Genomic DNA, 17,126 nt, shown 5'->3' with positions numbered 1-17,126 from the left:
ATCCGGGCCACCGCTTTACGGCCCGAGGTTACATCTTCCATTCCGGCGTGGCGGCCATCCGCATGAGCCGGAAGCGCTTGCGAAACTCACTCATCTCCAGCGCGCCCGCCGCCACCCGGCCGGGCGCGCTGATCGCTTTACGCAGCAGCACCGGTGCCATCGCGCCCAACAGCATCGGCGCGGAACCGACCTGCCCCAACGCACCACGCTGCACCGCAGCTGAAGTCATCCCCGCAAGCCCCTGTTCCGCCAGCGCTTTTACCGCCTCCGCCCTGCCATCCACCAGCGGAACACGCCCCCGGCTCTCCAGCTCCGGCACCGCCTGAAAATACCGGGCCAGTGCCGCGCCCCGGCCCCAGCCGCGTAGGCCCGCCTCGGCCTCCGCGCCCGCGCCAAGCGCCGCGGCAGAGGCCCAGACCAGCCCGCCGCCTGTCGCATCGAGATAGTCCCAGAAGGCCGCCTCATTCTCGAACGGCTCCCGCCCGATGTCCCACTCCCGCGCATCCACGCAGGCCATCAGCGGCGCCACCGGCACGCCCGCCGCAACCGCCTCGGCCAGCGGCGCCGCCACCTCATGCGCCCGCGCCTTCCCGGCCTCCGCCTCCTCCAGCACATCGCGCCAGAACTGCAACCGCATCTGCGCGATCATCGGCTCCTCGCTGGCCCATGGCGCGCGGGCCACCTCCAGCGCAAAGGCCTGAACCGGAAAGAGAATACGGCGGGCCTCCACGGGCGCGGCCATCACCGCGGCAAAGCTCTCGCGCCCCGCGCGGGCGACCAGATCGGCGCAGGCCTGCAGGCTCATGCCAGCCGCGCCACGACCAGCTGATAGCCGGTTTCCCGCTTCACCCGCGCCCAGAGCGCCATTTCCTGCTCCATCGCCGCCATGACGCCCTCCATCTCGGCACTCGCCCCCTCGGCCCTGCGCCGGGAGATCTCTTCCTTCAGCGGCGCGTAGAGCGCCGCCCATGCCGCGTTGCTGAGCGGCCTGTCGGCGATCAACTCATAGCCCGCCTCAGCCACCTGTGCCCGCAATCCCGCCTCGTCAGGCACCGGGACGTCCATCCAGAAGCCCCGCGCCTCCGGCGACGGAGGGCTGAAGTAGACCGGCGCCGAAAAAGCCACAACCCCGCCCGGCTTCAGTGCTTTACGAAAGCCGCGCAACCCTTTGACCGTGCCCAGAAAATAGATCGCTCCTGCGCACCAGATAAAGTCGAACGGCGCCTCGGGCAGTACCTCCAGCGCAGCGAGGTCTCCGGTGCCGACCCGCAGTCGCGGAACGCCAAAATGCCGTGCGCCAGCAGCCTTCAGCAGGGTCGCATCCTTGTCGCAAGCCACCACCTGCGCCTCCGGCATCGCCGCCAGCAGCGCCGCCGTGTCGCCGCCATTCCCGCAGCCCGCATCGCAGACGCTGAGGGCGCCCTCACTGCCCGCCTGAGCCACCGCCCAGGCGACATCCTTGGCCAACCCCGGCCCCTGCCGAGGCACTGCCGAGAACAGCTCAAGAAATGCGCTCATTCCCCTACTTTACGTAGCTCCGATCCGGTCTGCACCAATTTCCACGTCACCGCGTCGATCAATGCGCCAAAGCTGGCGTCCACTATGTTGGCGCTCACCCCGACCGTGCTCCAGCGCCGCCCCGCGCCATCCTCGCTGTCGATGATCACGCGGGTCACAGCCTCGGTGCCGCCGTTGGTGATACGCACCTTGAAGTCCACCAGCCGCATCCCCTCCAGACGGCCCGCATAGGGCCCCAGATCGGCGATCAGCGCATTCCACAGCGCATGAACCGGCCCGGCGTCCTGCATCTCCTCGGGGTGCTCGTTCTTGAAGTAGTTGGTGGTCAGCCCGCCCCCCGGCAGGCTCACGGCCACCACCGCCTCGCTCTCCACCACGATCTGCCCCTTGGCATTGCGGCGGCGCTCAGAGATCACCCGGTAGCGCTCCACGTCGAAGAAATCAGGCAGCAGCCCCAGCTCCCGGCGGGCCAGAATCTCGAAGCTGGCCTGCGCGGTATCATACGAGAATCCCTGGCTTTCCCGCTCCTTGATCGTGTTCAGGATCGCCGCCAGCTGATCCTTCTCCGCCTCTAGCCCGGCCTCCGCCAGACGCTTGCGCAGGTTCGAGGTGCCGGCCTGGTTGCTCATCGGGATGACCCGCGCATTGCCCACCAGTTCCGGTTCGATGTGCTCATAGGTCGCCGGGTTCTTCAGGATCGCGCTGGCATGCAGCCCGGCCTTATGGGCAAAGGCCGAGGCCCCCACAAAGGGCGCAGCCCGCATCGGCACGCGGTTGAGGATATCATCCAGTTTGCGGCTGATCAGCGTCATCCGGGCAAGGCCCTCCGCCGTCACGCCGGTCGTGTATTGGCTCCGGTACGGCTCCTTCAGCAGCAGGATCGGGATCAGCGTGGTCAGGCTCGCATTGCCGCAGCGCTCCCCCAGCCCGTTCAGCGTGCCCTGAATCTGCCGTGCGCCCGCGTCCACCGCCGCAAGGCTGCCTGCCACCGCATTTCCGGTGTCATTATGGGTGTGGATGCCCAGATGGTCGCCCGGAATGCCGCCGTCGATCACGGCCTTTACGATTTCGTAAATCTCTCGGGGCAAAGTGCCCCCGTTAGTGTCGCAGAGCACGACCCAGCGCGCACCCGCGTCGAGCGCAGCCTTGAGGCAGCTCAGCGCATACTCAGGGTTGGCCTTGTAGCCATCGAAGAAATGCTCGGCATCAAACAGGGCCTCGCGGCCCTGCGCCACGATATGCGCCACCGAGGCGCGGATGTTCTCCACGTTTTCCTCGAGCGTGATTTCGAGGGCGTCGGTGACGTGGAAGTCATGGGTCTTGCCAACAAGGCAAACCGAGGGCGTGCCTGCGTTGAGCACGCCCGCCAGCACTTCGTCATTCTCCGCGCTGCGCCCGACCCGCTTGGTCATACCGAAGGCTGTGAAGGTGGCGCGGAGTTTCGGCTTGGCCTCAAAGAAAGCCGAGTCCGTCGGGTTCGCCCCCGGCCACCCGCCCTCGATATGGTCGACGCCGAGCCCGTCGAGCAGCGAGGCGATCTCCTGCTTCTCGTCGAGCGAAAACTGAACGCCTTGGGTTTGCTGCCCGTCGCGCAGGGTGGTGTCGTAGAGGAAGAGGCGTTCGGTCATGGCGCAACGCTCCCGCGGAGTACCCGGCCGCCAACGGCGGCCAGCGCCCGACCCGCCCCCCCACGGGGCGGGCGCTTCTTCAAAGTGGGGCGTCGCGGCGCCGGAGCTTGAAACGGCAACGGCACCGTTTGCTGAGAGGCGCCCCGCGCGGGCCGGGCGCTGGCCTCGCTCTGTAACTCAACGGTCATACCAGCCCCTCCAGCTTGCTCGCATCGAATCCCGGTTTCGCCTCCAAATCAACGCCTTGCTTGCTCATCTTCACCTCCACCCCAGCCTCGATCAGCGCGGCTTTCATCGTGTCCACGGCAGAGAAATCCTTGCTCTCCATCGCCGCCTCCCGCAGCGCTGCCAGCTTTTCTGCAAAGCGCGACAGGTCCACACCCGGCGCCGCCTCCCAGCCCGCCAGTTCCTCTGTCAGAAGCCCCATCATCCGGCCTGCCGCCAGCAGCCCCGCCGCGTCGCCCTCGCCCGCAAGCCGGTGCATCTCGGCGACCGCTCCCGGTGTGTTCAAATCATCGGCCAAGGCATCAACGACCGCGCCCGGAACCTCCCCCGGCTCAACGCCCGCCACCAGCGCCCGCCACTTCCGCAGCGTCGCCTCCGCCTCGCCCCGCTTCTTCTCCGTCCAGTCCATCGGCTTGCGATAATGCGTCCCCAGAAACACGAAGCGGATCACCTCGCCCGGCACACCCTGATCCAACAAGTCCCTGACCGTAAAGAAATTCCCAAGGCTCTTGGACATCTTCTTGCCCTCTACCTGAAGCATCTCGTTGTGCATCCAGATCCGGGCAAAATCGCCCTCAGGGTGGGCGCATTTCGACTGCGCGATCTCATTCTCGTGGTGCGGGAACATCAGGTCATTGCCGCCGCCATGAATGTCGAAGGACTCCCCCAGCAGCGCATCCGCCATGGCCGAGCACTCAATGTGCCAGCCGGGCCGGCCCTTGCCCCAAGGCGAGTCCCACCCCGGCTCGCCGGCCTTCGCGGGCTTCCAGAGCACAAAGTCCATCGGGTCTTCCTTGTAGGGCGCCACCTCGACCCGAGCGCCGGCAATCATGTCATCCACCGAGCGGCCCGAAAGCGCGCCATAGGCCTCGTAACTCCGCACCCGGAACAGCACATGCCCCTCCGCTGCATAGGCATGGCCGCCCGAAATCAGCCCCTCGATCATCTCCACCATCGCGCCGATCCACTCGGTCGCGCGGGGCATCTCGTTCGGCTCCAGCGCGCCAACCGCCGCCATATCCTCCAGATACCACTCAGTCGTTTCGGCGGTGATCTGCCCGATCTCCCGCCCGCTCTCCTCCGCCCGCGCGATGATCTTGTCATCCACGTCGGTGAAGTTGCGCACATAGGTCACGTTCTCGGGCCCATAGGCATGGCGCAGCAGGCGGTAGAGCACATCGAACACGATCACGGGACGCGCGTTGCCGATATGCGCCCGGTCATAGACCGTCGGCCCGCAGACATACATGCCCACCCGCCCCGGAATGACAGGGGTCAGAAGCTCTTTCTTCCGGGTTTTCGTGTTGTGAAGATGAATGTCCATGAAGGCTCCTCGGGCGTCCCCGCGGGCTTTAGCAACTTCATCGTTTCGTGAAAAGAGACCGGGCCCGCGTGACTGATGTCAGCAGGTAATGCAGCAAATGATGATGGTCGCGGCGCGGGTCATGAACTGTCAGTAGCAGCCCGCCCTGCCCCTGCCAAGCCTCTTGTGCTGCGGGCCGCCACGGGCCAGCCTGCCTTCAGTGAGGGAGAGTGACATGGACAAGTTCGAAAACTACCGCGCCCTGCATGTGCCGGGTGACCCTTTCATCCTCGCCAATGTCTGGGATGTCGGCTCGGCCCGGATGCTGGCCGGGATGGGCACCAAGGCGCTGGCCACCTCCTCCGCCGCGCTCGCCTTCGTGCAGGGCAGCCGCGACATGGGCACTATCAGCCGCGATGATGCGCTGGCCCATGCCGAAGAGATCGTCGCCGCAACCGCCCTGCCTGTGCAGGGCGATTTCGAGAACGGCTTTGGCGACGACCCGGACACGGTGGCAGAGACCGTTCGTCTCGCCGGAGAGATCGGCCTCGCCGGGATCTGCGTCGAAGACATCTGCTACACCGACAACCGCCCCTACCCGCTGGAGCTCGCCACCGAACGGATGCGCGCAGGCGCCTATGCGGCACAGTCCCTCGGGCGGGATTTCTTTTTCGTCGCCCGCGCCGATGGCGTGATGAACGGCCTCTACGGCATGGAGGAGGCGCTGACCCGCGTGCAGGCCTTCGACAAGGCCGGGGCAGATGGGCTTTACGTGCCCCTGCCGCCCAGCATGGCTGACCTCGCGCGCATCTGCGCCGCCACGAAAAAGCCGGTGAACGCGTTGGCCGCCGGGGCCTTTACCGCCGCCACGCTCGCCGATTTCGCCGCCGCAGGGGTGGCGCGTATCTCGCTCGGCTCGGCCTTGGCGCGGGCCACGCACCGGGTGATCTTTGATGCCGCAGAGGCGATGCTCACCAAGGGCGATTTCTCCCCGCTGGCGCAATCCATCGCCGGAGACCAAGTGCAGGATCTGATCGACCGCGGGGCACCAAGCGGGACGGGCCGGGGATGACCCACTTCAATGCGAACATGCACAGGAGGGCATGATGGACCGAGCCGGTGTGAATGCGATCTGCAAGGCCTTTCCCGGGGCCGAGGTCTCGGACCCTTGGGGCGGCGGGCATGATGCCTGGAAAGTGGGCGGCAAGATGTTCGCCTGCATCGGCGCGATGAATCGGGGCGTGAGTGTTAAGACCGACAGCATCGAAACCGCGCAACTGGTGATCGAGGCCGGGCGCGGCGAGAAGGCCCCCTATTTTCACCGCAGCTGGCTCCTGCTCCCTTGGGGGCTTGTGGAAGACGCCGAGGTAGAGGAACGGTTGCGCACCAGCTATGCCCTCATCCGCTCAGGACTGACCAAGAAGGCACAGGCCGCGCTGGCCCCCTTCACGCCCTGAATCCCCTTGCCAGATCGTCCGGCGCATGGCCAAATCTCGGCCATGACATTTTCGATCCGCGCATTTCGCCCCGCCGCCTTTCTCATGGCCGTCCTGGCCCTCACCTTTCTCCCCGCGCTCGCCGGGGCACAGGAATTTCCCGACTACGAGACCCCCTATGTGAACGATTACGCCGGTCTTCTGCCCGCCGACCGGGAGGCAGAGCTGACCGCTGCGCTGACCAAGCTGCGCGAGGAGACCGGGGTAGAAGCCACGGTGCTCACAATCTTCTCCACCGCCGATTACGGCCATTACGGAACCATCGAAGAATTCGCGACCGCGCTGTTCAACCAGTGGGGCATCGGCAATGCCGAAACCAACAATGGCATCCTCGTTCTGGTGGCCCGCGCCGACCGCGAAATGCGGATCGAGCTGGGCTCGGGCTTTCCGGCCGCCTTTGACGAGACCGCCGCTCAGGTGATCGACAGCCAGTTTCTGCCCGCCTTCCGTGAAGATCGCTACGCCGATGGCATCATGACCGGCACGCAAGCCGTTATCGAAACCATCGCTCGCCCCTTCGCGGCAGGCACCGAGCCGCCCAAGGTCTCGGGCGGCGAAGGCGGGCTCGGCATACTCGGCTGGATCATGGGCGGCTTCTTTGCCGTCTTCGTCGGCGCCATCGCCTTTGGCGGCAGGATCGCCAAGAAGTTCCGCGCCTGCCCGCAATGCGGGCAGAAGGGTCAGGTGGACGTGTCAAAGCGGACCATTCAAAGCGCCACCCGTAGTTCCACCGGCACCGGAGAAAAGACCATTACCTGCGCCGCCTGCGGCTATAGCGCCGTTTCTGCCTACACCATTTCGAGGATCACCAAATCCTCCTCCAGTTCGTCCGGCTCCTTCGGCGGTGGCTCCTCTTCGGGCGGTGGCGCTTCGGGCAAGTGGTAGCGCGCCGGGCTCCGAGCGTCTCACAAACACGTCACGCGCTGTTACAGCCGGTTGTCAGGTGACGGATCATCACGCCATAACCCCCTGAAACCATGGGGATGGCTTTTGACATGCTCGACGGCGTCGCGCGCAGACTGATCGATAAGCCGCTGAACCGGGCGGGCACGGCTCTGGCCGCCCGTGGTTGGCAGGCCGACCATGTTACGCTGGCGGGGCTCGCCCTCGGGCTGCTCGCCGCCGGGCTGATCTGGACCGGGTGGCCGCTGATTGCACTGGCCTTCCTCCTCGCCTCCCGCATCGCAGACGGGTTGGATGGCGCCGTGGCCCGCGCCACCACGAAAACAGACTTTGGCGGCTACCTCGACATCTGCGCCGATTTCGCCTTCTACGCCGCCATCCCGCTGGCCTTCGTGCTGGCCGACCCGGCGCAGAACGGTGCCGCAGGTGCCTTCCTGCTGGCCACATTCTACATCAACGGCTCCACCTTCCTCGGCTACGCGGTGCTGGCCGAACGCGCCAAGATGCAGACCACCTCGCGCGGCGCGAAAACGCTCTACTTCACCGGCGGCCTGCTGGAGGGCACCGAGACCATCGTGTTCTTCTGCGCCCTCTGCCTGCTGCCGCACCTGTTCACCCCACTGGCATGGGCCTTCGGCGGCCTGTGCCTCGTTACTGCCATCAGCCGGGTGCTACTCGCCCGCCAGACCTTCTCCGGGGAGGAGACCCAATGAAATACGCCCTCGCATTCGCCACCCTGCTGGCCACCCCTGCCCTTGCCGGGCCGGACCCGGAGAGCCTCTCCGATGGCCTCTCCGCCGAAGAGTGGCAGGCCGTGCTCGAGGCCGCCGAGGGCCAGACGGTGTATTGGAACGCATGGGGCGGCTCGACCACCACGAACGCCTTCATCGACTGGGTCGGCAGCCGGGTGAAGGAGGAGTATGGCGTCACACTGGAGCATGTGAAGCTCTCGGACACCGCCGATGCCGTCTCCCGCGTTCTCGCCGAGCAGCAGGCCGGGCAGAACGAGGGCGGCGCGGTCGACATGATCTGGATCAACGGTCCGAACTTCGCCGCGATGAAGGGCCAGAACCTGCTCTTCGGCCCCTTCGCCGAGGCCCTGCCCAACTGGCAGTACGTCGATGTCGAGAACAAGGATGTGCAGACCGACTTCACCCTGCCGGTCGAGGGCTATGAGGCGCCTTGGGCGATGGCGCAGGTGGTCTTCATCTACGACGAGGCCAGCCTGCCCGAACCGCCCCGCTCGATACCCGCGCTGCTCGAATGGGCCAAGGCCAACCCCGGCCGCTTCACCTTCCCCCAGCCGCCTGACTTCCTCGGCTCAACCTTCCTGAAGCAGGCGCTGATCGACCTGAACGGGGGTGACCCGGCGCTCTCCGAGCCGGTCGAGGCCGCAGACGACTACGCCGCCAGCACCGAGGCGCTCTGGTCCTTCATCGATGAACTCACGCCAAACCTCTGGCGCCAAGGCCGCGCCTACCCGCAGACCGGCCCGCGCCAGCTTCAGCTCATCGCCGATGGCGAGGTGGATATCGCGATCTCCTTCTCCCCCGGCGAGGCCTCCACGGCGATTGCCAACAACGAGTTGCCCCCCACCGCCCGCACCTACGTGCTGGAGAGCGGCACCATCGGCAACGCGAGCTTCGTGGCGATCCCCTACAATTCCTCGGTCAAGTCCGGCGCGATGGTGGTGGCCAACTTCCTGATGTCGCCCGAGGCGCAGGTTCGCGCGCAGGACCCGGAGGTGCTGGGCTATGGCACCGTCCTGTCGATGGACAAGCTGCCGGAGGCAGACCGCGCCGCCTTCGAGGCACTCGATCTGGGCGTCGCCACCCTGTCGCCCGCCGAGCTTGGCAAGGCCCAGCCCGAGCCACACCCCTCGTGGATGACCAAGCTCACCGAAGAGTGGATCGAAAAGCACGGCGTCAAGGAGTGACACCCGCGCGCTCATCGCACCCTTCAGGCACTCTTCGCCCCCGCGAAAGCGCCTCAAAGGGCGGATGAGCGCACGCACGCCCATGTACCTGCCTCGCGCCACCCTGCCCGCGCTTACCATCGCGCTGCTGACCCTGCCCGTCGGGCTGGGGCTGTTCTTCACCCTTGCCCCGGCGCTGGGATACATGGGTGCGCCGGGCGAGGCACCCTTCATGCGGCTTATGGACTGGCCCGGCATCGCCCCAGCCACTCGCCTTTCGCTCACCACCGGCTTTGCCGCCACCCTGCTCTCGCTCACCATCACCGCACTGATCGCCGCAGGCTGGCACGGCACTCGCGCCTTCACGGCGCTCCAGCGGCTGCTTTCGCCGCTGCTCTCCGTGCCGCACGCCGCCGCCGCCTTCGGCCTCGCCTTCCTCATCGCGCCCTCAGGCTGGCTCGCCCGCGCCCTCTCGCCTTGGCTCACCGGCTGGGACAGGCCCCCCGATCTACTCATCGTGCAAGACAGCGCCGGCCTCGCCCTCATCGCGGGCCTGACCGCCAAGGAGGTGCCGTTCTTGCTGCTCATGCTGCTCGCGGCCCGCTCCCAGACCCGGTCCGAGGCCCATGCCCGCGTGGCCACCACGCTGGGCTACCCCCGCGCGATCGGCTGGCTCCTCGTGGCCTTCCCCGCGCTCTATGCCCAGATCCGCCTGCCGGTCTACGTGGTGCTGGCCTACTCCATGTCGGTCGTCGATGTGGCGATGATCCTCGGCCCCAACACGCCGCCCACCCTCGCGGTCCAGATCACCCGCTGGATGGCAGACCCGGACCTGTCCTTGCGCGGTGTGGCCGCCGCCGGGGCGCTCTGGCAACTGGCGCTGGTACTCGCGGGCCTTGCCCTCTGGCGCGGGCTGGAGGCGCTGGCCGCCCGCGCAGGTACCGCGCTCGCCATGTCCGGGCGCCGCCTGCCCCGACTCAACGCCAGCCTTCGCGCCCTTGGCCTCGCCCTCGGCCTCGCCGTTGCCCTCTCGGTGCTCGCCGGGTTGGCCTCGCAGGCGCTCTGGTCCGTCGCCGGATACTGGAGCTTCCCCGATGCCCTGCCCGACACGCTGAGCCTGCGCACATGGGGCCGCCACGGCCCGATGCTCTGGCCCATCGCCGTGACCACCCTCCTAATCGCCACGCTCGCCGCCCTCGCCGCGCTGGCCCTCGTCACCGGTTGCCTCGAGGCCGAGGCACGGCACGGCTTCCGCATGGGGCCTGCCGGGCGGCTGATCCTCTATCTGCCGCTGCTGATCCCGCAGATCGCCTTTCTCCCCGGCCTTCAGGTGCTCATGCTCACCCTCGGCCTACGCGAGGGGCTCTGGCCGGTCGTGCTCTCGCACCTCACTTTCGTGCTGCCCTACACGCTCATCGCTCTCTCCGGCCCGTTCCACGCCGTCGACACACGCTACTTCACCGCCGCTGCCAGCCTTGGCGCCGGGCCGACCCGCCGGTTCTGGCGGCTCCGCCTGCCGCTGCTGCTGGCGCCGCTTCTCACCGCCTTTGCCGTGGGCTTCGCCGTCTCGGTCGGGCAGTACCTGCCAACGCTGCTGCTGGGCGGCGGACGGGTCACCACGCTGACAACCGAGGCCGTCGCCCTCACCTCCGGCGGCGACCGCCGGGCCATCGGCGCCTACGCGCTGGCGCAAACCGCCGCCGCCCTCTTGCCCTTCGCGCTGGCATTGGCCATTCCGCGGCTGATGTTCGCGGGCCGAAAGGGGATGCGCGGTGGATAAGGGGCTCACCCTCGAAAGGCTGGAGGTCATGCTGGGCGAAACCTGCCTGCTCGGCCTTTCCGCCCGGATCGCGCCGGGCGAGGTGCTCACCCTCATGGGGCCCTCCGGCGTGGGCAAATCGGCGCTGCTCGCAGCGCTCACCGGCACGCTGACCGCGCCGCTCTCCACCACAGGCACCGCCGCGCTGGATGGCACCGAGATCACCTCGCTACCCCCTGAGCGCCGTCGCCTCGGCATCCTGTTTCAGGAGAGCCTGCTCTTTCCGCACCTCTCGGTCGCAGGCAACCTTGCCTTCGCCCTGCCCCCCGGCCCCCGCGTGGCGCGACGGGCCGCCATCGAAGAGGCACTGGCCGAGGTCGGGTTGGAAGGCTTCGGTTCGCGTGACCCAGCGACCCTCTCGGGCGGCGAGCAGGCCCGCGTCGCGCTCATGCGCACCCTGCTGGCCGAGCCGCGCGCTCTTCTGCTGGATGAGCCCTTCTCCCGGCTCGATGCCGCCCGGCGCGAGGATGTCCGCCACCTCACCTTCACCCGCGCCCGGGATCGCGGCTTGCCCGTGCTGATGGTCACCCATGACGCCGAAGATGCCCGCGCCGCCGCTGGCCGTGTGGTGGAGGCCGTGCCGGGCCGGATTGTGGGTGACCGGCCCGCCGCCTAGGTATCCGTCAGGTCGGCGTCGAAAGGCACCAACGACGGCGGGCGGTAGCCCGGCAGTGCATTGTATCTTTGCCGCGCAGGCTCCGAGATGTTCCACGCAAACTCCGGCCCGATTGCCACCTCCACCGTGCCGCCCGTCGCAGGGTCCGGCACCTCCATCCTCCCCACCCGGTCGAGCACACGCTTGCGCAGCATCCGGGTAAAGAACCCCGGCTTGCTCGACTTGTTGAAGAGCGATGGCTCCAGCGGGTCTTCCTCCGCTGCGAACACCGCCAGCGCCGTGGGTTCAAACTCCAGCCCCTGATCCTGCGCACCTTTCACCACCCACCGCAGGGTGATGTTGCTCAGCCCGTCAATATCGCCGCCCCCGCCCACCGAGCCATGATCGCCCGCGAACCAGAGCTGCTGATAAGCCCGCTTGCGCTCCGGGTTCTCGCGGTTCAACTCCCCAAGGTTGCCCCAGAGCGTCGGCGGAAAAGCCTTGCGCCGCTCGTCGAGCGACACCGCATGCCGAGCAGCCATGACCATCGAGCTGAGCTGAGTGTCATGGAACCCCTGGCTGTGGTTGAACACCTGCGCGAGCCACTTGTAGTAACTCGGAATGCCAAGCGCGCCGACCGTATCCCAGATGCCAAGGTAGGTGACCGTCAGCCGCGGCGGCACCGGATGGCCCTGCGCACGGCGCCAGTCTTCCTCCTTCTCCGAGGTGACCACATCGGGCGAGTAGCCGAGCCGAAAGCGGTGGCTCGCCTCACTGGAGGGTTTGGTTTCCGGGTCGTCGTCACGATAGCGCTTCAGCGCCTCGGGGGCCTTCCACGCCTCGGTGTGGCGCGGCAGGCCCGAGGCGCGGAGCAATCCAACGAGAGACCGCGCGGTGAATGCACCCCGCGAAAACCCGAACACGTATATCTCGTCTCCCGGTTCGTACTGTTCGATCAGAAAGGTGTAGCCGGCCAGAATGTTCTTGGTGACCCCAACGCCAAACACTCCGCCCGTTACCTTGTCGAGCCGCTTTCGCCAGCCGGTCTTGCCAAAGCCGGTGCCGACACCGGGGATGTATTTGAGGATCTGGGTCGTGCCATCCTCGGCCGTGCGTTTGGCCATCTTGTGGAGATGGAAGACATTGGTCGGAAACGGCGCGTCTGGCGTGTTCCAGGTGCCGTCGCAGAATATCGCGATGCGCTTCATGGGCTTAAATGCTCCGGTCTGAAATGTCCGGGCAGGCCCGGCAGGAAATGCAGGCATTCTACCATAGGCTGTGGTCTCTGTCGCGGGTCGGGTGACAGTTCAGGCGGGCGTGGCTAGGGTGGCGGCGAAACTTCGCAGAGAGGTCAAATGTCGACCACGGTCATCATCATCCTCGTTACGGTCGTGTTCCTTGGCCAGATCGCGCTGGTCGGGGCGCTGCTCTGGTGGGCCAAGAAACGCGAGGCCCTGCTCCGGGCCCATTGCGCCGCCGCTGGATGGAGCTATGCCCAGAGCCGCGAGGGCGACAAGCGGATCACCCGCATCACCAGCCCGCGCGAAGGTTGGGAGTTGCAAAGCGTGGTGCAGCGTTCGGGCAGTTCACAATCCAGCAGTTCCACCCGCTACAGCATGTGGATAGACCCGTCCCTCGCCCTGCCCCACGGCCTCTCTCTGCTGACGCTCGATATTCCGGCCAGCCGGGCCGCCGATGTGGAACGGTTTTCGGGCATGCTCGGCGGCGGTCTGGCACAGGCCGTGCTCGGCAAACTCCTCGGCAGCATGGCGGCGGAGGTGCCAGATCTGAAACCCGTGCCGCTGGAGGGCAGCCCTGCCCTGCTCATGGCAACACCGGGCGCCGAAGATGCCCTGCGCCCCATCGCCCTGCACCCGGCGCTCACCAACAGCCCTCTTTCAGGCAGCACACGCCCCGCCGTGATCCGCAGCCGCGAGGGGCTCTCCATTCGCCAGCATGGCGCGCTCAAGCGGCCGGAGCAGGCCGATGCACTGGTGGAGCTTGGCCAAACCCTCTCAGCCGCCCTAAAGGCCTCCGAAAACTGACTCCCGCGACAATTGGTATACAACGGCATACCTTCCATGCGCCCGGGATTTGGGATAGGAGAGCGGCAACATCCCGATTCCGCGCCGCAGCGGTGCGTATCGGGCCGGACCAACACCTAGCGAGGGGGCTCAGACATGGCCGACAGCAACACGCCCGACATCATTTACACCAAGGTCGACGAGGCCCCGGAACTGGCCAGCGCGTCGCTCCTGCCGATCATCCAGCGCTTTGCCAAGGCGGCGGGCATCACCGTGGGCACCAAGGATATCTCGCTCGCCGGCCGCATTCTGGCGACCTTCCCCGACCATCTGAAGGACGATCAGCGCATTTCCGACGATCTGGCCGAGCTGGGCGAACTGGTGAAGACCCCCGAGGCCAACGTGATCAAGCTGCCCAACATCTCGGCCTCCGAGCCGCAGCTGGTGGCCGCAGTGAAGGAGCTGCAAGCCAAGGGCTTCGCCCTGCCCGATTACCCCTACACCCCTGAAACCGATGAGGAAAAGGCGGTGCGCGCCAAGTACGACGGGATCAAGGGCTCCGCCGTGAACCCGGTCCTGCGCGAGGGCAACTCCGACCGCCGCGCCGCCACAGCCGTCAAGAACTATGCCCAGGCCAACCCGCACCGCATGGGCGAGTGGACTGCCGACAGCAAGACCCGCGTCGCATCGATGGAGGGCAACGACTTCCGCTCCAACGAGGTTTCGGCCACGCTGGGCGCCGCGGCAACCGCCAAGATCGTGCTTGAGGGTGCATCCGGTGAGACCGTGCTGAAAGAGGGCGTGAGCTACCCCGCCGGAACGGTCGTGGATGCCACCTTCATGAGCGCCGACGCGCTCGATGCCTTCCTCGCCGAGGAAATCGAGAAGACCAAGCAGGAAGGCGTGCTGTTCTCGCTGCACATGAAGGCCACGATGATGAAGGTCTCCGACCCGATCATCTTCGGCCATGCGGTCAAGGCCTGGCTCGCCCCGGTCTTCGAGCAGTTCGGCGACAAGCTCGCCGCGCTCGGCGTCAACCCCAACGGCGGCCTCGGTGCGCTGCTCGACAAGGTGAAGGACGAGCCCGAGATCATGGCGGCCATCGACGAGGTCACCGCCGCTCGCCCGCCGATGTATATGGTGAACTCCGACAAGGGCATCACCAACCTGCACGTGCCGTCTGACGTGATCATCGACGCCTCCATGCCCGCCCTCATCCGCGCGGGCGGCAAGGGCTGGGGCCCCGATGGCAAAGAGGCAGATACCGTCTGCGTCATCCCCGACAACAGCTACGCGCCGGTCTATGACGAGACGATCAAATTCTTCAAAGAGAACGGCAAACTGAACCCGGCCACCGCCGGCACCGTGCAAAACCTCGGCCTGATGGCCCAGAAAGCCGAGGAATACGGCTCGCACCCCACCACCTTCGAGATTCCCGAGGATGGCACCGTTAAGATGGTGTTGGAAGACGGCACCGTGCTGCACCAGCACGCGGTGAAAAAGGGCGACATCTGGCGGTCTGCCTCCGCCCGCAAGGCCCCGATCGAAGACTGGGTGAACCTCGCCATCGAACGGCAGAAGGCCACCGGCTACCGCTCGATCTTCTGGCTCGACGAGACCCGCGCCCATGACGCGCAGCTCATCGCGATGGTCAAGCCGATCCTCGAAGCCAAGGGCGTTGCCGACAAGTTCGAGATCATGGCGCCGCGCGAGGCAACCCGCGCCAGCCTCGAGACCATCACCAAGGGCGAGAACACCATCGCCATCACCGGCAACGTGCTGCGCGACTACCTGACCGACCTCTTCCCGATCCTCGAGCTGGCGACCTCCGCCAAGATGCTCTCGATCGTCAAGCTGATGCAGGGCGGCGGCCTCTTCGAGACCGGCGCTGGTGGCTCTGCCCCCAAGCACGTGCAGCAGCTGCACGAAGAGAACCACCTGCGCTGGGACTCCTTGGGCGAGTTCTGCGCGCTGGGCGAGAGCTTCCGCTTCCTCGCGGATGTGAAGGGCAACGCCAAGGCCAAGGTGCTGGGCGATGCGGTCGATACCGCCACCCAAGGCATCCTCGATCATGACCGCTCCCCCTCCCGCAAGGTAGGCGAGCCCGACAACCGCGACAGCCACTACTGGTTCGCCCGCTACTGGGCCGAGGCGCTCGCCGCCCAAAGCGCCGATGCCGAGCTGGCCGCAGAGTTTGCGCCCATTGCCAAGGCACTGGCCGAAGGCGAGGCGCAAATTACCGGCGAGCTGGCCGCACCACAGGGCAAACCTGCCGACACGGGTGGCTATTACATGAACGAGGCGTCCAAACTGGCCGGGGTGATGCGCCCCAGCGAAACGCTGAACGCGATCATCGGATAAACCTCTCGCGGCGGCCCAAAAGGCCGCCGCAGTTTTACCGGCGCTTAACCAAAACGCGCCATAGCTGAGGGCAGAAACCCAAGGAGCCAAGATGTCGAAGATCAAAGTCGAGAACCCGATGGTCGAGATCGACGGTGACGAGATGACCCGGATCATCTGGGATTTCATCAAGAAAAAGCTGATTGAGCCCTATCTCGACATCGACCTGCTCTACTACGACCTCTCGATTCAAGTGCGCGACGAGACCGACGACCAGATCACCATCGACGCCGCCGAGAAGATCAAGGAAGTCGGCGTTGGGGTGAAATGCGCTACCATCACGCCCGACGAGGCGCGGGTGGAGGAGTTCGGCCTCAAGAAGATGTGGCGCTCGCCCAACGGCACCATCCGCAACATCCTCGGCGGCGTGGTCTTCCGCCAGCCAATCATCTGCAAGAACGTCCCGCGCCTCGTGCCGGGCTGGACCTCGCCCATCGTCGTCGGCCGCCACGCCTTTGGCGACCAGTACAAGGCGACCGACTTCCACTTTCCGTCCGGCGGCAAGCTGACGATGAAATGGGAAGGCGCCAATGGTGAAGTGATCGAACGCGAGGTTTACGACGCCCCCGATGCCGGCGTTTACATGGGCATGTACAACCAGGATGAAAGCATCCGCGACTTCGCCCGCGCCTCTTTCAACTACGGGCTCAACATCGGCTGGCCGGTGTATCTGAGCACCAAGAACACAATCCTCAAGGCCTATGACGGCCGTTTCAAGGATCTGTTTCAGGAGATCTACGAGGCTGAATTTGAAGAGAAATTCAAGGCCAAGGACATCTGGTACGAGCACCGCCTGATCGACGATATGGTGGCCTGCGCCCTCAAGTGGAACGGCAAGTTCGTCTGGGCCTGCAAGAACTACGATGGCGATGTGCAGTCCGACACGGTGGCACAGGGCTTCGGCAGCCTGGGCATGATGACCTCGCAACTGATGACCCCGGATGGCAAGATCGTCGAGGCCGAAGCGGCGCACGGCACGGTCACCCGCCACTACCGCCAGCATCAGGAGGGCAAAAGCACCTCCACCAACTCCATCGCCTCGATCTACGCCTGGACCGGCGGGCTGAAGCACCGCGCCAAGCTCGATGGCAACGTGGCGCTGCGGGCCTTCGCCGAAACGCTGGAACACGTGATCATCGACACGGTGGAAGCAGGGCACATGACCAAGGATCTGGCCCTCCTCGTCGGCCCCGACCAAGGCTGGCTGACCACCATCGGCTTCCTCGAAAAGATCGACGAGAACCTGAACAAAGCCCTCACTGGCTGAGGCAAAAGGGCCCGCGCAAAGCGGGCCCTTCTT

The 17,126-nt window shown here is 66.2% G+C and carries 15 protein-coding genes; 10 read left to right on the top strand and 5 right to left on the bottom strand.

The features are described from left to right. Nucleotides 1–28: 28 nt before the first annotated feature. The 4 genes from KUV38_RS05480 to cysS form a co-directional block, all read right to left on the bottom strand. Entirely contained in the window at nt 29–805 is a 777-nt protein-coding gene (locus KUV38_RS05480) for a squalene/phytoene synthase family protein (RefSeq protein ID WP_222469083.1), read from the bottom strand. Further along, entirely contained in the window at nt 802–1,518 is a 717-nt protein-coding gene (locus KUV38_RS05475) for a class I SAM-dependent methyltransferase (protein WP_222469082.1), read from the bottom strand. The genes KUV38_RS05480 and KUV38_RS05475 overlap by 4 nt, the downstream gene beginning before the upstream one ends. After that, on the bottom strand, nt 1,515–3,146 hold the full coding sequence (gene cimA / locus KUV38_RS05470; protein ID WP_222469081.1) for a citramalate synthase: 1,632 nt from the start codon (nt 3,144–3,146) through the stop codon (nt 1,515–1,517). Before cimA ends, KUV38_RS05475 begins: the two co-directional genes overlap by 4 nt. Before the next feature lie 184 nt (nt 3,147–3,330). Continuing rightward, nucleotides 3,331–4,695, bottom strand: coding sequence for a cysteine--tRNA ligase (gene cysS, locus KUV38_RS05465; RefSeq protein WP_222469080.1), 1,365 nt, complete (start codon nt 4,693–4,695; stop codon nt 3,331–3,333). Nucleotides 4,696–4,909: 214 nt separating this feature from the next. Here cysS and KUV38_RS05460 point away from each other — a divergent pair, with 214 nt between their 5' ends. From KUV38_RS05460 to KUV38_RS05430, 7 genes are all read left to right on the top strand, one after another. Continuing rightward, nucleotides 4,910–5,746: an isocitrate lyase/phosphoenolpyruvate mutase family protein gene (locus KUV38_RS05460; RefSeq protein WP_222469079.1), complete on the top strand. Its 837-nt coding sequence runs from the start codon at nt 4,910–4,912 to the stop codon at nt 5,744–5,746. Nucleotides 5,747–5,780: 34 nt separating this feature from the next. Beyond that, nucleotides 5,781–6,131: an MmcQ/YjbR family DNA-binding protein gene (locus KUV38_RS05455; protein ID WP_222470974.1), complete on the top strand. Its 351-nt coding sequence runs from the start codon at nt 5,781–5,783 to the stop codon at nt 6,129–6,131. Nucleotides 6,132–6,173: 42 nt separating this feature from the next. Continuing rightward, the gene (locus KUV38_RS05450; protein ID WP_222469078.1) at nt 6,174–7,055 is read left to right on the top strand and encodes a TPM domain-containing protein; all 882 of its coding nucleotides are present in this window, start codon (nt 6,174–6,176) and stop codon (nt 7,053–7,055) included. 110 nt (nt 7,056–7,165) lie between these two features. Beyond that, nucleotides 7,166–7,786 (top strand): CDP-alcohol phosphatidyltransferase family protein, encoded by a 621-nt coding sequence (locus KUV38_RS05445; RefSeq protein ID WP_222470973.1) that lies wholly within the window; start codon nt 7,166–7,168, stop codon nt 7,784–7,786. Continuing rightward, nucleotides 7,783–9,009, top strand: coding sequence for an ABC transporter substrate-binding protein (locus KUV38_RS05440; RefSeq protein WP_222469077.1), 1,227 nt, complete (start codon nt 7,783–7,785; stop codon nt 9,007–9,009). Before KUV38_RS05445 ends, KUV38_RS05440 begins: the two co-directional genes overlap by 4 nt. An 82-nt stretch (nt 9,010–9,091) precedes the next feature. Then, entirely contained in the window at nt 9,092–10,768 is a 1,677-nt protein-coding gene (locus KUV38_RS05435) for an ABC transporter permease (protein ID WP_410001019.1), read from the top strand. Then, entirely contained in the window at nt 10,761–11,423 is a 663-nt protein-coding gene (locus tag KUV38_RS05430) for an ATP-binding cassette domain-containing protein (protein WP_222469075.1), read from the top strand. The genes KUV38_RS05435 and KUV38_RS05430 overlap by 8 nt, the downstream gene beginning before the upstream one ends. Here KUV38_RS05430 and KUV38_RS05425 read toward each other — a convergent pair. After that, entirely contained in the window at nt 11,420–12,610 is a 1,191-nt protein-coding gene (locus tag KUV38_RS05425) for a DUF2235 domain-containing protein (RefSeq protein ID WP_222469074.1), read from the bottom strand. The two genes, KUV38_RS05430 and KUV38_RS05425, sit on opposite strands and share 4 nt — an antisense overlap. A 147-nt stretch (nt 12,611–12,757) precedes the next feature. Between KUV38_RS05425 and KUV38_RS05420 the strand changes: the two genes are divergently transcribed. The 3 genes from KUV38_RS05420 (at nt 12,758) to KUV38_RS05410 (ending at nt 17,093) form a co-directional block, all read left to right on the top strand. Next, nucleotides 12,758–13,447, top strand: coding sequence for a hypothetical protein (locus KUV38_RS05420; protein WP_222469073.1), 690 nt, complete (start codon nt 12,758–12,760; stop codon nt 13,445–13,447). Nucleotides 13,448–13,582: 135 nt separating this feature from the next. Further along, on the top strand, nt 13,583–15,787 hold the full coding sequence (locus KUV38_RS05415) for an NADP-dependent isocitrate dehydrogenase (protein ID WP_222469072.1): 2,205 nt from the start codon (nt 13,583–13,585) through the stop codon (nt 15,785–15,787). Between the two features lie 91 nt (nt 15,788–15,878). Then, a complete protein-coding gene (locus KUV38_RS05410) occupies nt 15,879–17,093 on the top strand; it encodes an NADP-dependent isocitrate dehydrogenase (RefSeq protein ID WP_222469071.1) in 1,215 nt (404 codons plus the stop codon). Nucleotides 17,094–17,126: the final 33 nt, after the last annotated feature.

It is taken from the genome of Vannielia litorea (assembly GCF_019801175.1).
Lineage (GTDB): Bacteria > Pseudomonadota > Alphaproteobacteria > Rhodobacterales > Rhodobacteraceae > Vannielia > Vannielia litorea_B.
This window is presented reverse-complemented; position numbering and strand designations above follow the sequence as displayed.

Coding starts and splice junctions, on each gene's coding strand:
- KUV38_RS05420 (WP_222469073.1), top strand. CDS start 12,758: ATGTCGACCACGGTCATCATCATCCTCGTTACGGTCGTGTTCCTTGGC.
- KUV38_RS05440 (WP_222469077.1), top strand. CDS start 7,783: ATGAAATACGCCCTCGCATTCGCCACCCTGCTGGCCACCCCTGCCCTT.
- KUV38_RS05480 (WP_222469083.1), bottom strand. CDS start 805: ATGAGCCTGCAGGCCTGCGCCGATCTGGTCGCCCGCGCGGGGCGCGAG.
- cysS (WP_222469080.1), bottom strand. CDS start 4,695: ATGGACATTCATCTTCACAACACGAAAACCCGGAAGAAAGAGCTTCTG.
- KUV38_RS05435 (WP_410001019.1), top strand. CDS start 9,092: ATGTACCTGCCTCGCGCCACCCTGCCCGCGCTTACCATCGCGCTGCTG.
- KUV38_RS05410 (WP_222469071.1), top strand. CDS start 15,879: ATGTCGAAGATCAAAGTCGAGAACCCGATGGTCGAGATCGACGGTGAC.
- KUV38_RS05460 (WP_222469079.1), top strand. CDS start 4,910: ATGGACAAGTTCGAAAACTACCGCGCCCTGCATGTGCCGGGTGACCCT.
- KUV38_RS05455 (WP_222470974.1), top strand. CDS start 5,781: ATGGACCGAGCCGGTGTGAATGCGATCTGCAAGGCCTTTCCCGGGGCC.
- cimA (WP_222469081.1), bottom strand. CDS start 3,146: ATGACCGAACGCCTCTTCCTCTACGACACCACCCTGCGCGACGGGCAG.
- KUV38_RS05475 (WP_222469082.1), bottom strand. CDS start 1,518: ATGAGCGCATTTCTTGAGCTGTTCTCGGCAGTGCCTCGGCAGGGGCCG.
- KUV38_RS05450 (WP_222469078.1), top strand. CDS start 6,174: ATGACATTTTCGATCCGCGCATTTCGCCCCGCCGCCTTTCTCATGGCC.
- KUV38_RS05425 (WP_222469074.1), bottom strand. CDS start 12,610: ATGAAGCGCATCGCGATATTCTGCGACGGCACCTGGAACACGCCAGAC.
- KUV38_RS05415 (WP_222469072.1), top strand. CDS start 13,583: ATGGCCGACAGCAACACGCCCGACATCATTTACACCAAGGTCGACGAG.
- KUV38_RS05445 (WP_222470973.1), top strand. CDS start 7,166: ATGCTCGACGGCGTCGCGCGCAGACTGATCGATAAGCCGCTGAACCGG.